The sequence below is a fragment of the Laceyella sediminis genome, assembly GCF_003003125.1.
GTDB lineage: Bacteria > Bacillota > Bacilli > Thermoactinomycetales > Thermoactinomycetaceae > Laceyella > Laceyella tengchongensis.
The window spans coordinates 39,269-52,381 of sequence record NZ_PVTZ01000005.1; the positions used below are offsets into that span (position 1 = coordinate 39,269).

General features: G+C 50.5%; 12 protein-coding genes. 5 read left to right on the plus strand and 7 right to left on the minus strand.

Annotated features, from left to right (window positions below):
- The 5 genes from CLV36_RS07570 to CLV36_RS07590 all read right to left on the minus strand — a co-directional run bounded on the left by CLV36_RS07570 (nucleotide 1) and on the right by CLV36_RS07590 (nucleotide 6,499).
- Entirely contained in the window at nucleotides 1–1,290 is a 1,290-nt protein-coding gene (locus tag CLV36_RS07570; RefSeq protein WP_102993260.1) for a dihydrolipoamide acetyltransferase family protein, read from the minus strand.
- A gap of 165 nt (nucleotides 1,291–1,455) precedes the next feature.
- Nucleotides 1,456–2,436 (minus strand): alpha-ketoacid dehydrogenase subunit beta, encoded by a 981-nt coding sequence (locus CLV36_RS07575; protein ID WP_022736998.1) that lies wholly within the window; start codon nucleotides 2,434–2,436, stop codon nucleotides 1,456–1,458.
- Nucleotides 2,437–2,439: 3 nt separating this feature from the next.
- Complete coding sequence (gene pdhA, locus CLV36_RS07580) at nucleotides 2,440–3,519, minus strand: pyruvate dehydrogenase (acetyl-transferring) E1 component subunit alpha (RefSeq protein WP_223248120.1); 1,080 nt, start codon at nucleotides 3,517–3,519, stop codon at nucleotides 2,440–2,442.
- Nucleotides 3,520–4,232: 713 nt separating this feature from the next.
- Nucleotides 4,233–5,555 carry a hemolysin family protein gene (locus tag CLV36_RS07585; RefSeq protein WP_342748008.1) on the minus strand — a complete coding sequence of 441 codons (1,323 nt, stop codon included), beginning with the start codon at nucleotides 5,553–5,555 and terminating at the stop codon, nucleotides 4,233–4,235.
- An 80-nt stretch (nucleotides 5,556–5,635) separates the two neighbouring features.
- Nucleotides 5,636–6,499, minus strand: a complete 864-nt coding sequence (locus CLV36_RS07590; protein ID WP_106342243.1) for a Cof-type HAD-IIB family hydrolase — start codon at nucleotides 6,497–6,499, stop codon at nucleotides 5,636–5,638.
- Nucleotides 6,500–6,698: 199 nt separating this feature from the next.
- Between CLV36_RS07590 and mnmL the strand changes: the two genes are divergently transcribed.
- Together mnmL and mnmM are read left to right on the plus strand one after the other, a co-directional pair.
- Entirely contained in the window at nucleotides 6,699–7,682 is a 984-nt protein-coding gene (gene mnmL, locus CLV36_RS07595; RefSeq protein WP_425436573.1) for a tRNA modification radical SAM protein MnmL/YtqA, read from the plus strand.
- Nucleotides 7,683–7,688: 6 nt separating this feature from the next.
- Nucleotides 7,689–8,288 carry a tRNA 5-(aminomethyl)-2-thiouridylate-methyltransferase MnmM gene (mnmM, locus tag CLV36_RS07600; protein WP_106342245.1) on the plus strand — a complete coding sequence of 200 codons (600 nt, stop codon included), beginning with the start codon at nucleotides 7,689–7,691 and terminating at the stop codon, nucleotides 8,286–8,288.
- A gap of 119 nt (nucleotides 8,289–8,407) precedes the next feature.
- On the opposite strand, the gene CLV36_RS07605 is transcribed toward mnmM, so the two are convergent.
- Nucleotides 8,408–8,857 (minus strand): S1 RNA-binding domain-containing protein, encoded by a 450-nt coding sequence (locus tag CLV36_RS07605; protein WP_223247977.1) that lies wholly within the window; start codon nucleotides 8,855–8,857, stop codon nucleotides 8,408–8,410.
- 437 nt (nucleotides 8,858–9,294) lie between these two features.
- Here CLV36_RS07605 and pckA point away from each other — a divergent pair, with 437 nt between their 5' ends.
- From pckA to CLV36_RS07620, 3 genes are all read left to right on the plus strand, one after another.
- A complete protein-coding gene (pckA, locus tag CLV36_RS07610) occupies nucleotides 9,295–10,875 on the plus strand; it encodes a phosphoenolpyruvate carboxykinase (ATP) (RefSeq protein WP_106342246.1) in 1,581 nt (526 codons plus the stop codon).
- Nucleotides 10,876–11,040: 165 nt separating this feature from the next.
- Complete coding sequence (gene udk / locus CLV36_RS07615) at nucleotides 11,041–11,670, plus strand: uridine kinase (protein ID WP_022737006.1); 630 nt, start codon at nucleotides 11,041–11,043, stop codon at nucleotides 11,668–11,670.
- Nucleotides 11,671–11,827: 157 nt separating this feature from the next.
- Nucleotides 11,828–12,592, plus strand: coding sequence for a DUF3050 domain-containing protein (locus tag CLV36_RS07620; RefSeq protein WP_181352885.1), 765 nt, complete (start codon nucleotides 11,828–11,830; stop codon nucleotides 12,590–12,592).
- A gap of 47 nt (nucleotides 12,593–12,639) precedes the next feature.
- On the opposite strand, the gene CLV36_RS07625 is transcribed toward CLV36_RS07620, so the two are convergent.
- Nucleotides 12,640–13,065, minus strand: coding sequence for a hypothetical protein (locus tag CLV36_RS07625; protein ID WP_022737008.1), 426 nt, complete (start codon nucleotides 13,063–13,065; stop codon nucleotides 12,640–12,642).
- Nucleotides 13,066–13,113 lie beyond the last annotated feature (48 nt).

A 13,113-nucleotide genomic window follows, 5' to 3' on the forward strand; every position in this document is an offset into this window, starting at 1 on the left:
TTATCTCATCTCCATCATCAAGAGTTTTGGATTTTCCAAGAGCTGTTTCAAGCGGCTTAAGAACCGGGCAGCGACATCTCCGTCGATCAGGCGGTGGTCAAAGCCCAAGGAAACGTGCAGTTGCGGACGGATAACGATTTCTCCGTTATGCACAACCGGCTTTTCTTTGATCGCTCCGACACCCAAGATGGCCACTTCCGGATAGTTGATAATCGGGGTGAACAATTGGCCCCCAAGATTACCCAAGCTGGAAATGGTGAAGGTGCTTCCTTTCATCTCACTTGCATCCAGCTTCATTTGGCGCGCGCGGCTCGCTTTGTCAGCCGTTTCTTCCGCCAAGTCAAACATGGATTTGCGATCCACATCTTTGATGACTGGCACCAGCAACCCATTGTCGGTCGCCGCAGCCATACCGATGTGATAGTAATGCTTAATGACGATCTCTTGGTTTTCATCATCGATAGAAGCATTTAAGGTCGGGAACTCGCGCAGGGCCGCAACGACCGCTTTCATGATAAACGGCAGATATGTCAATTTGATGTTGCGCTCTTGCGCGATGCTTTTGCCCCAGCTGCGCAACTCAACCAGTTCGGTCACATCAAATTCATCCATGATGTGCACATGCGGTGCGGTGTGCTTGCTTTCCACCATGCGTGTCGCGATGGTGCGACGAATACCACGCAATGGGATGCGCTCTTCTGTGCCGACGGTTTCGATGGCTGTTTTGGACGGTGCCACACCAGATGCCGCTTTGGTCGCAGGCGCTTCAGCAACTGTTTCCGCCGGAGCAGCTGCTTGTTTGCCGCCAGCCGCAAAGTTGCGCACATCTTCAGCCGAGATACGTCCATGTTTGCCCGTTCCCGGCACTTGTGTGATGTCTACGCCCAATTCGCGCGCCAGCTTACGCACGGACGGCATAGCCGACACATTGCCGCGTTTAGCCGGTGTTTCCGTTTTGGCCGACTCCACTTGAACCGGTTCAGCCGGAGCTTTTTCCGCTTGCGCCGCTTCCTCTTTAGCAGGCGCTTCGGTTGCCGGAGCCGGTTCGGCGCCTTCCACATCGATCAGAGCGATGGTAGAGTGAACGAGGGCAATATCCCCTTCTTTCACTTTCAGTTCACGAACCGTGCCCGTAACTGGTGAAGTGATTTCCACTACCGCCTTGTCGGTTTGCACCTCTGCGAACACGTCAAACTCTTCGATTTTGTCTCCCACATTGACATGAAGCTTTACTATCTCACCTTCGTGGATTCCTTCACCAACATCAGGCAATTGAAATTCGTATGCCACGAGAGCAACCTCCTATCTGACTCAAGCTACTTAGTTTTGTTCAGTCTCGTCATGAAAAAGAAGGCGGTGACCCGACCACCGTTTTCGTGGCGGGTATGACCACCGCTCATTGCTATGTACCATGCCAAACATGCAACAGTACACAGGTTGTCCGTTCCAATCTCATCAGAAGTCGAGCACTTCGTTGATCGCCTTCACAACGCGCGCGGCATCCGGCACCCACTGATCTTCGATCAATTGGTAAGCCAAATGCGTATCCGGCGGTGTCACGCGTTTTACCGGCGCTTCCAATTTGAGAATAGCGTGCTCGTTGATCAGCGCAATCACATCTGCGGCCACGCCAGCAGAGTATGGCGCCTCTTGCAAGACGATGGCACGGCCGGTTTTTTCAACCGAGCTGACGATGGTTTCAACATCCAGCGGGCTCAGGGTGCGCAAGTCAATCACTTCTACTTTCGTGCCACGCTCTTTTTCCGCTTGCTCTGCTGCTTTCATCGCCGTATGCACCATCGCACCGTACGTGATCACGGTGATATCTGAACCTTCCCGCACAACGTTGGCTTTGCCGATCGGTACCGTGTATTCGCCTTCTGGCACTTCACCTTTCAATGCGAAGTACAATTTCAAATGCTCCATGAAGAAGACCGGGTCGTTGTCGCGGATCGCCGAGATCAACAATCCTTTGGCATCATAAGGGTTGGATGGGCAAACCACTTTGATCCCCGGCGTTTTGGTCAACCACGCTTCCAAGCTGTCGGCATGCAACTCTGGCGCCTTCACACCCGCGCCAAATGGCGTGCGGAATACGATTGGGGCGGAATAACGGCCACCGGAGCGGTAACGCATCCGCGGAGCTTGCACCGCGATAGAGTCAAACGCTTCTGGAGTAAAACCGATGAACTGAATCTCAGCAATCGGACGGAAACCTTGGACAGCCAGGCCTACAGCCAGACCGCCGATGCCAGACTCCGCCAGCGGGGTGTCAAGCACGCGGTGTTCACCAAACTCTTTTTGCAAACCGTCGGTTGCACGGAAAACGCCGCCGTTGGTTCCCACATCTTCACCAAATACCATGACGTTTGGGTCGCGCTTCAGTTCCACGCGCATGGCATCATTGATCGCTTTCACCATTGTCATTTGTGGCATGGTTTATTTACCCTCCTTTGCGAACTCTGCTTTCTGTTTTTCCAGATGCGGAGGAGTAACTTCGTACATCGCATCGATCAATTGATCCACCGTCATCTTCTCATAAGACTCGGCTTTCTTGATCGCATCTGTCACAGCTTGTTTCGCTTCTTCAATCACTTGGTTTTCATCCGCTTCCGTCCACAGACCTTTGGATTCGAGGTAACGGCGGAAACGAACCAACGGTTCTTTCTCGTCGTACTCAGATGGCTCATCTTTGGCGCGGTAGCGGGTTGGGTCGTCACCCGACATCGAGTGCGGTCCAAGGCGGTAGTTGATCGCTTCAATCAATGTTGGACCTTCGCCGTTGCGGGCGCGTTCTGCTGCATCGTGCACAGCTTGGTACACAGCCAGCACGTCAAACCCGTCTACTTGAATACTACGAACGCCGGCGGCTACCCCTTTTTGCGCGATAGAAGCAGCATTCGTTTGCTTCTTGAACGGTGTGGAGATCGCATAACCGTTGTTTTGCACCACGAAGATAGCAGGCAGTTTATAGACGCCAGCAAAGTTCATTGCTTCATAGAAATCCCCTTGCGAGCTACCGCCGTCTCCGGTGAAGGTGATGGCAACACGTTTCTCACCGCGTTGTTTGAAAGCCATCGCTACGCCGGAGGTTTGCACGTATTGTGCACCGATGATGATTTGCGGCATCAGCACATGCACATCTTCAGGGATTTGTCCGCCGTGGATGTGCCCTTTGGACCACAGGAACGCCTGGTACATCGGATAACCGTGCCAGTACAATTGCGGAATGTCACGATAGCCCGGCAGGATGAAATCGTCTTTGTTAAGCGCGAATTCACTACCGATCATCGTCGCCTCTTGACCCGACACAGGCGCATAGAAACCAAGACGCCCTTGGCGAGCCAGGTTGACCGCGCGCTGATCCCAGACGCGGGTAAACACCATGCGTCTCATCAATTCCCGCAGTTGCTCGTCGCTCAACTTTGGCATTGCATCTTTATTCACCACTTTACCTTCTACAGACAGAACGGCAAACGGCTCAATCGGTTGTAACCGAACTTCAGCATTTCCAAACATGTTGCGTTGTTTGGTCTTCGCCATGGTATCACCCCATTTTATAAGTCTCAGTGAAAACGTTTCACTGTTATAACTATAACCGCAATCTGTTTTAGTACAGGATGAGGATCACTCCGGAAATCAATTGCTATTCTTCAATTTCCCCTGTTGAAACAAACGCTCATAATTCAATAATACAACTGATAAAAAATTTGTCAATCAACCTCTCTCCTTTAAGATGTACATTAAACTTTTAAATCATGACCTGACTGTTTTCTGTTTCACCCTCTTGAATAAATTTACCAACCATAAAAGATTCCCTGCTCTTTTATTCTTCCTTAAACCGCTTCGCTATTTTCGCATAAACACAGAGAAAAATAAATACAGAATAATCATAATAATACAATTGCATTTGCACGATAAAGTAATAATTAGAAAAATGGATTGTCGCTATATAAAATGCATTTACTAATTATATTGAAAATTTGTTTCGAATTGAAGTACAATTACATAACAAAGACATAATGGATGTATTTCGCAGCAAAAGAGGTGACGTTAGATGAATTTTATTTTAGAAGCAGACCCTCCAAGCAGTTAAAACAATAAATGAACGGGTGTAGCCAATCAGCGCCATCTCCCTAATAATTACCAAGCCAAACTCAGGAGCCCTTTCCTGAGTTTATTATTTTATGGGATATAAAAAAAGGAACCCAAACTGGGTTCCAAACATCCCCCTAGGAAGAAGTCGGCAACAACTTCTCATCGGGCGCTTGATCCTCTTGCGTCAGCGGTGACGCCATAATTCGGGAGATCCGCAACTGATCCATTTCTTCCACAGTGAACAGCCATTCTCCAAAAGCGACCTGGTCACCCACGCTCGGCACCTTCTCCAATTCCGAAAACAACCAACCACCGATCGTGTCATTATCCTGGTCTTCAATCTGAATGTGAAGCAATTCATTCACATCTTCAATCAACAACCCCGCATCAATGGACGCATTACGTCCCTTCCGCAGGATATGAGGCCGTTCATTGTCAAACTCGTCTTGGATCTCACCGAAAATCTCCTCTATGATATCTTCGGTAGTCAAAATGCCGGCCGTTCCGCCATATTCATCAACGACAATCGCCATCCCCGCGCGATTTTTTTGCAATTGGCGCAAGATGTCCTTCACTTCCATCGTTTCTGGCACAACTGTAGCCGGCCGGGCCAACTCCAAGAGATTCGGCTCTATTCCTTCTGTCATCAGCTGATACACGTCGCGAATGTGCACAATCCCCTTGATGTCATCCTTGTCCCGGCCGCATAATGGGAATCGCGTATGCGGCGTCTGTTTGATCCGCTCCAGATTGGCATGAAACGGCTCATTCTCATACAGACAGACGATTTTGACGCGCGGTACCATCACTTCCCGGGCAACCCGTTCTGTGAAATCAAACACGTTGTCAAACAGGGTCAACTCGGTTTGATCAATCACGCCGCTCTTATGGCTTTGCGCGATCAGCATCCGAATTTCCTCTTCGGTGTGCGCCTGGTGGGTTTCATTGGATTCGACGCCAAACCACCGCAAACACAAGTTGGCCGCATTGTTCAGGACGTAGATAAAGGGGCGGAAAACGACATAAAACCAGTTGAGCGGCATGGCCGTCCACAAGGTGACGGATTCCGCTTGGCGAATCGCCCAGGACTTTGGCGCCATCTCACCCAAGACAATGTGCAGAAAAGTAATGAGGGTGAAGGCAATGATCACCGCCACCGCATGAATCATCCATTCGGGCATGCCCAGATAGATGAACAGCGGCGAGATCAATTTGACGATGGCTGGTTCCCCAATCCAACCCAACGCCAAGGAAGCCAGTGTAATCCCTAGTTGCGTCGCCGACAGATAGGCGTCCAGATTGGCCAGGATTTTCTGCGCGACCCGGCCGCGCCGGTCTTCCAATTGGGCGATCCGTGTCGATCGCACCTTGACTATGGCGAATTCGGCCGCGACAAAAAATCCATTAAGGAATACAAAAAACACTACCAAAGACATCATAAGAAGCGGTTCTATCACGTCTTCCAATCAAATTCTCCTCCTAAGAGCGCGAAAAGATATGTTTTCTCTGTATTATATCACCTTTTCCCAAGGTATGTTCAGTCCCCAACAAACTTACGAATCGCATGCGCCACACCGTTTTCCGTGTTGGTTTTAGTCACGAAACGGCAGATCTGTTTCACTTTGTCCTCAGCATTGCCCATCGCCACCGAAACACCTGCCACTTTCATCATGGATCGGTCATTCTGGTTGTCACCGATCACCATGACTTCTTGCATGGGCACACCGTAACGCTCCGCCAGCTTTTGCACCGCGATCCCTTTTTGCGCCTTTTGATCGTTCACTTCAAAGTTGTAGACAGAAGAAGCAGAAACCGCTACACCTGAAACGGCTTCGGCACGCTGCCTGACTCGCTTCAATTTAGGTAAGTCACTCGACAGCGCCACTGCTTTGTAGATGCCGATCGAGGGATCAGCCAGAATGTCTTCGGCGTACCGCCCTTTCACCCGATCTTCGATCCGATTACGCCTGCGTTCAGTGAAACTCTCCAACCATTGGTGCAATGAAGTGTCAACATGTTCAAGCTTGTCCATTTCCGCTTTGATGATCTCAATCCCGTCACGGTTGCGATAAATTCCATCTCGAGTGTAAAACTCATAATATGTCCCACCGTCTTTAAGCAAGTGCGCCAGTTCGTCTACTTTGCCCGGGGGCATGAAGATCTCTTCAACCAATTCACCATCTGGCAACTGAGTGCAGGCGCCATTCAAATAAATGAGCGGTCCCATAAATTCGATTTCATCCAACACCCTGCGGGCACCATGATACGAACGGCCCGTCGCGATGGCCACCACCACGCCTTTGGCCTGCGCCGCGGCGATTGCTTGCCGATTGGCCTCACTTACCCGCCCTTCATGGTCCAACAGGGTTCCATCCATATCGATGGCGATTAACTTCACCATACCATCCACCCTTTCCCTTTTTTATAACAAGCGTTTCATTCCCTTGTTTCATTCCGACTAAACAGCTTTAACGCACAGCGCGTCGCTGTTTAATCTTTCCATTCTGTCAGGAGCCGATGTGCTTCATGGTTTTAAACCGCATGGGCCGGGCAAATTGTGTATAATAGGGACAGACCTTTAATGGACAAGGATGAGTGCAATGCAAACGACAGAACAACAAACTCCCCGCCTGTGGGGAGATAAACGTTTTCATACATGGAACCACCATCTGCGCCAAGTATTCGGCGAAAAGATCTTCAAGGTGTCCTTAGATGGCGGGTTCACCTGCCCCAACCGCGACGGCAAAGCCGCTATCGGAGGATGCACCTTTTGTAGCGCCCGCGGTTCGGGTGACTTCGCGGGGAATCGCCGCGATGACTTGCTCAAACAATTTCACGATGTAAAAGAGCGCATGCACACCAAGTGGCCCGACGCCAAGTACATCGGATATTTCCAAGCATTTAGCAACACGTACGCGCCGGTGGAAGAACTACGGGAGATGTACGAAGTGATTCTGGAGCAAGAAGGAGTGGTCGGCTTATCGATTGCCACGCGCCCCGATTGCTTGCCGGACGAAGTGGTCGAATATCTGGCCGAACTGAATCAGCGCACTTACCTGTGGGTTGAGCTGGGCCTGCAATCGATCCACGAAGAGACATCTAAACTCGTCAACCGCGGGCATGATTACGAATGTTTCCTAGAAGGCGTGGCAAAGTTGCGCAAGCACGGCATCCGCACATGCGCCCACATCATTCACGGCTTGCCGGGCGAAACAGAAGAAATGATGCTCCAGACAGTGGAAGCTTGCGCCAACATGGATATTCAGGGCATGAAAATCCACTTGTTGCACCTGTTGAAAAACACCCCTATGGTCAAGCAGTACGAAGCGGGGCTAGTCCAATTTTTGGAGCAAGACCAATATGTCCGGCTGGTAGCTGACTCCTTGGAAATGCTGCCTCCCGACGTGGTGATCCATCGCGTGACTGGGGATGGCCCGCCTGATTTGTTGATCGGCCCGATGTGGAGCCGCAAAAAGTGGGAAGTGCTCAATGCGATCGATGCCGAGCTGGTGCGGCGTAACTCCTGGCAAGGCAAAAACGCCCAACCCCGCAACGCTGAGCGTCTCCATCCGAATAGGGTGTGATGAGCTATGATCCTACCTTCCATCTTGGCCAGCGCCCATGCCGCGGTGAAAGCCGCCTGCCCGCCTGGCTCCATCGCCGTGGACGGCACGATTGGCAATGGCCATGATACCTTATTCCTGGCTGAATGCGTGGGCCCAACCGGCCATGTTTACGGATTTGATATCCAACAGGCGGCGATCGACCGCACCCACACCCGGTTGCAACAAGCCGGCCGACGCGAGCGGGTAACTTTATTCCACACCAGCCACCACTTATTGGCGGAACAGCTGCCCGATGATACACGCGGACTTGTTCGCGCCTTCATGTTTAACTTAGGGTATCTCCCGCACGGAGATGAACAGGTGATCACCCAACCGCACACCACCTTACACGCGCTGGAAGCAGCGACCTCGTGGATGGCAACAGGGGGCATTCTCAGCGTAGCCCTGTACACCGGCCATCCCGGTGGGGCGGAAGAGGCACGCGCTGTCATCGATTGGGCCCGTTCCCTCCCCGCCCACGCCTATCAAGTGATGTGGCAACAAACCATCAACCGAAACCAAGCACCTTCCCTGCTATTGATCGAAAAGAAGCACGTGAAAAAAAAGGGTAACGGTCTTTCTTGACCGTCACCCTTTTTTTCCTGCCGGTGCTCACTTCACGCAGGCTTTTCATGCCACTGAATGCACAAAAAAACATCTCCCATCCGGAAGATGTTATGTTCAAATATTGAACTGCCGTCGCGTTAACGATTCCGTTTTTGTTTTGCCGCAAGTGCACTCAAGCGCTCTTCGCTGCTCTTCATCCATTTTTTCATCATGTCCTCGAAATCGCCCGAGTTTTTGTTGCGGCCGCCACCTCGACGGTCCCCGCCCCTTTTCTCGCGCGGCCGATCATCGCTCAGTGCTTTGATCGACAAGGAGATTTTGCCTGACGGATCAATGGACAACACTTTCGTTTTTACTGTAGCACCTACTTGCAATACATCTTCAACTTTTTCTACATACTTTGTCGAAATTTGAGAGATGTGAACTAAACCTGTTTCTCCTGATTCTAATTTAATAAAGGCTCCGAAAGGTTTAGTGGAAATCACTTCTCCCTGTACGACGGCCCCTTCCTTTAACTCGCTCATTATAACACTCCCGAAGTGGAATTCATTCTGTACAAAAGTACCATTTATTTTTTGAAAAGTCAACGGGTATTTATCCCAGCAAAGAATATGACTCGTAGAGTTATCAAGGCTTCGCGTCCTCTCCCCTATCAACAATATATGGAGAAATAGGCGGGAAATATGCCTCCACTCTCGGCCTTCCTTTAGTGTAACCCGTTTTCTCCAGCGCCATGAACCATTGATCGATGTTTGCAAATCACTCAATTTTCATAATGAATCCTGCATATTTAATCATTTATACCAACCTCCTTCACGAACGACAATCAATTATGTTATACTTTTTAACGATTGATACACCACATATGAACGAAAAATTAATTCGGGGTTTGAATGAGTTTCTTTACAATCGGGTCGTGTTTGCTTTAGCCACCAGTGAAACCTACCATTTCATCCCATTTGTATGGTTACCAGACACCCCTTTTGTAAGCTCACTCCCCAGAAAAAAAGGTGGATGCTTAAGAATGAGTATCGTCATTCCTACAGAGAAACCGGCACTTCAACTGTTGCGTAGCCAACAAGTGCACATGAATCTGTCCGTCGCGGAACTGGTTGAACACGCCGTCACCCGCGGAGAAGCCATCTTGACCAAAGAAGGAGCCTTGCGGGCGACCACGGGTTCATTCACTGGACGTTCCCCCAAAGATAAATACATTGTCAACGAGCCTACCATCACGGATAAGATTGACTGGGGCACGGTCAATCAGGCGATGGCGCCGGAACAATTTGCCCACATTCTAAAACGCTTACAATCTTATTTGAAAGAAAAAGAGCTTTTCATCTTTGATGGATTCGCCGGAGCCGATTCGACCTACCGCCTGCCAATCCGCGTGATCAATGAATATGCATGGCACAACCTGTTTGTGCGCCAATTGTTCATTCGTCCCGAGAAGGAAGAATTGGCCAACCACCAACCGGAATTCACCGTCGTCTGCGTGCCGCATTTCGAAATCGATCCCGTACAAGACGGCACCCGCTCCAGCACGCTGATCGCCATCAGCTTCGAGCATAAGATGGTTATCATCGCCGGCACTGAATACGCTGGTGAAATGAAAAAATCGATCTTCAGCGTGATGAACCACTTATTGCCAGAATACGGTGTTATGCCGATGCACTGCTCCGCCAATGTGGGCGAAGATGGGGATGTCGCCTTGTTCTTCGGTCTGTCCGGCACCGGTAAAACCACGTTATCAGCTGACCCTGAACGCCGCCTGATCGGTGATGACGAGCATGGCTGGTCCGACCATGGGGTGTTCAACTTCGAGGGTGGATGCTACGCGAAATGCATCGGCTTAACCAAAGAAAAAGAGCCGCAAATTTGGGAAGCGATCCGGTTTGGCACCGTTTTGGAAAACGTGGTGCTGGATGAGACGCGCCAAGCGGATTTCAAAGACAACAGCCTGACGGAAAACACCCGGGCCGCCTATCCGATCGATTACATTCCTGGAGCGGTGATTCCTGGAGTGGCCGGGCATCCTAACGTCATCCTCTTTTTGACTGCGGATGCGTTTGGCGTCTTGCCACCGATCGCCAAATTGACACCAGAACAAGCCATGTATCACTTCCTGGCTGGTTACACCAGTAAGCTCGCCGGTACGGAACGCGGCGTCACCGAGCCGGAAGCGACCTTCTCCACTTGCTTCGGTGCTCCATTCTTGCCACGTCCGGCCCATATCTATGCTGACATGCTCGGTAAGAAGATCGAGCAACACGGAGTGGACGTCTACTTGGTCAACACCGGTTGGACCGGGGGCCCTTACGGTGTGGGTCAACGCATGAACCTGGCCTATACCCGCGCCATGGTGCGTGCAGCGATTAATGGTTCGCTCAAACAAGCCGACTTCGAGACCGATCCCATCTTTGGCTTGCATATCCCGACCTCTTGCCCCGATGTGCCTGCTGAACTTTTAAATCCGCGGCACACTTGGCAAGATCCCGCTGCTTATGACCAAGCGGCGCGCGAGTTGGCCGAACGTTTCCACCAACACTTCGACAAGTTCACTGGCGTCAGCGAAGCAATCAAGCAAGCAGGCCCCATCCGCTAAGCCTGACACTTCTATCCTCATCCCAAGCCCGGCTCCATGAGCCGGGCTTCTTCTTTGCAAGAAGCCATTTCCATGATGTTTCACTTGAAAACGACCAATAATATTGGTATCATCACGAAAGTGAAACCGCACGGAGCAATGACAGCATGAAGGGAAGCATATGCCATGAACAAACCTGTAGTGATCGGCGTGGCGGGCGGATCGGGTTCCGGCAAAACCACTGTCGCGCGCAAACTGGTGGAGCAATTCGCCGATTCTGTCGTCTATCTAGAACAAGATTCCTATTACAAAGACCAATCGCATTTAACCTTAGAGGAGCGCCAAAAGACAAACTACGATCATCCGCTCTCCTTTGACACCGACCTGTTGATCGAACAATTGTCGCAACTGCTCCAATACAAATCCATCGACAAGCCGGTCTATGATTACACCGAGCATACGAGAGCACCGGAAACGGTTAGGCTTGAACCGAAGGACGTCATCATCTTGGAAGGGATTCTCATCTTAGACGATGAGCGTTTGCGTAACATGATGGACATCAAAATCTTCGTCGACACGGATGCCGATGTACGCATTTTGCGCCGGATTGAAAGGGATATCAAAGAACGGGGGCGCACGTTCCAATCGGTGATGGATCAATATCTTAACGTGGTTCGTCCCATGCACTTGCAGTTTATCGAACCCAGCAAACGTTACGCCGACTTAATCATTCCCGAAGGCGGACACAACCAAGTCGCCATCAATCTTTTGATCAACCACATCCGTATGTATTTGCACACAGCCAACACCCGTTGACCGGTCTTCCAGGAGCCGATGCCCTGGAAGATTTTTCTTGTTTTCGGCCTCCTGTTTTCAAAAATTTAAGAATAATGTTCTTGTTTTCAGCAGGGGAATGCAGTAAAATAAGCGATAGTTTATTTTATAATTCTTTCCAAAACAGGAGGAATTTATGGTGAATGCCATATATTCAGAAACGATTCAAACCACACGGGAAGATCTTCTTACCCACCCGGTTTATACGATGGTCAATTCGCCCGAACGTATTAAAATCTTCATGAAACACCATGTTTTTGCCGTTTGGGATTATATGAATGTGCTCAAACGGCTCCAACGACAGCTTACTTCCCTCACCATCCCTTGGATCCCGCGGGCGCACGCCGAGTATGTCCGCTATATCAACGAGATGGTGCTGACGGAAGAAGCCGACGAGGACGGGCAAGGAGGCTACGCCAGCCACTTTGAAATGTACATACAAGCCATGGATGAAGCTGGAGCCGACATCACCCCGATTCAGCAGTATGTGGAAATGGTTATCGCAGGATACCATCCGATTGAATCTCTATATTCCAGCGAAATCCCCCCCACCGTTGCCGACTTCGTCAGACAGAGCCTGGAATTATCGCTGAACGGTAAACCCCATGAAGTCGCCGCTTGGTTTATTTTCGGGCGTGATGATCTGATCCCCGACATGTTCGCAGCCTTATTGCGTTCTCTGGAACAGCAGGGAATCCACAACCTGTTTACCTCTTATTTGCGACGCCATCTCGCCGTTAACGGCATGCGCAACGGCCCGCTCGCCGAAAAACTGCTGCAATCCTTGTGCGGCAACGACCCCTTGAAACGCGAACAAGCCTACCGGATTGCGCAATCGGCGTTGGAAGCGCGCCTCCGCCTATGGGACGGCATCACCGACGAGATCAAGCGCACCGGAGTCTAACTACCGCACAAAAAAGCCCGGGCAGCGAAACTGTGCCGGGCCAACATTTATCGGCTTTCTTCTTTTTGTTGTTCCAATTTTTTGAGTTGTGTGGTTAGCACGCTGAGGCGGTGCTTCAATTCTTCGCCCCACTCTTTATCATTTAACACTTTGGATACTCTCAAGAGATCGAGTGAATGGTCGATTTGTTCGCGTAGGATCGGCTCCAGATCATCCGTTTCTTGGAAACTGATCCCAGCCTCTTTCCATTCTGCGATCATTTCCGGAGTGATCGTTTCACGGAGGGTGACCTCTCTCACACGGTCTTCCAGCGCATATTCAATCACCAATTCAAACTCTTCCTTAACCGCAGGATGCACTTCCATCGAATGACAGACTGGACAAAACATTAACGGAACCTGATGCACCATGATGGACTGCTGCCGATAAGATCCAATTAATCCAATCATGGAGGCGCCACAGCAGTAACCCATGGGCTTTCCCTCCTCTTCCCACTCATAATCGACCACATGTTTTAGGAC

Excerpts from the sequence above, each read along its gene's own strand:
- CLV36_RS07575 (WP_022736998.1), bottom strand. The coding sequence starts at position 2,436 with ATGCCACAAATGACAATGGTGAAAGCGATCAATGATGCCATGCGCGTG.
- pdhA (WP_223248120.1), bottom strand. The coding sequence starts at position 3,519 with ATGTTTGGAAATGCTGAAGTTCGGTTACAACCGATTGAGCCGTTTGCC.
- CLV36_RS07590 (WP_106342243.1), bottom strand. The coding sequence starts at position 6,499 with ATGGTGAAGTTAATCGCCATCGATATGGATGGAACCCTGTTGGACCAT.
- mnmL (WP_425436573.1), top strand. The coding sequence starts at position 6,699 with ATGCAAACGACAGAACAACAAACTCCCCGCCTGTGGGGAGATAAACGT.
- mnmM (WP_106342245.1), top strand. The coding sequence starts at position 7,689 with ATGATCCTACCTTCCATCTTGGCCAGCGCCCATGCCGCGGTGAAAGCC.
- pckA (WP_106342246.1), top strand. The coding sequence starts at position 9,295 with ATGAGTATCGTCATTCCTACAGAGAAACCGGCACTTCAACTGTTGCGT.
- udk (WP_022737006.1), top strand. The coding sequence starts at position 11,041 with ATGAACAAACCTGTAGTGATCGGCGTGGCGGGCGGATCGGGTTCCGGC.
- CLV36_RS07625 (WP_022737008.1), bottom strand. The coding sequence starts at position 13,065 with ATGGGTTACTGCTGTGGCGCCTCCATGATTGGATTAATTGGATCTTAT.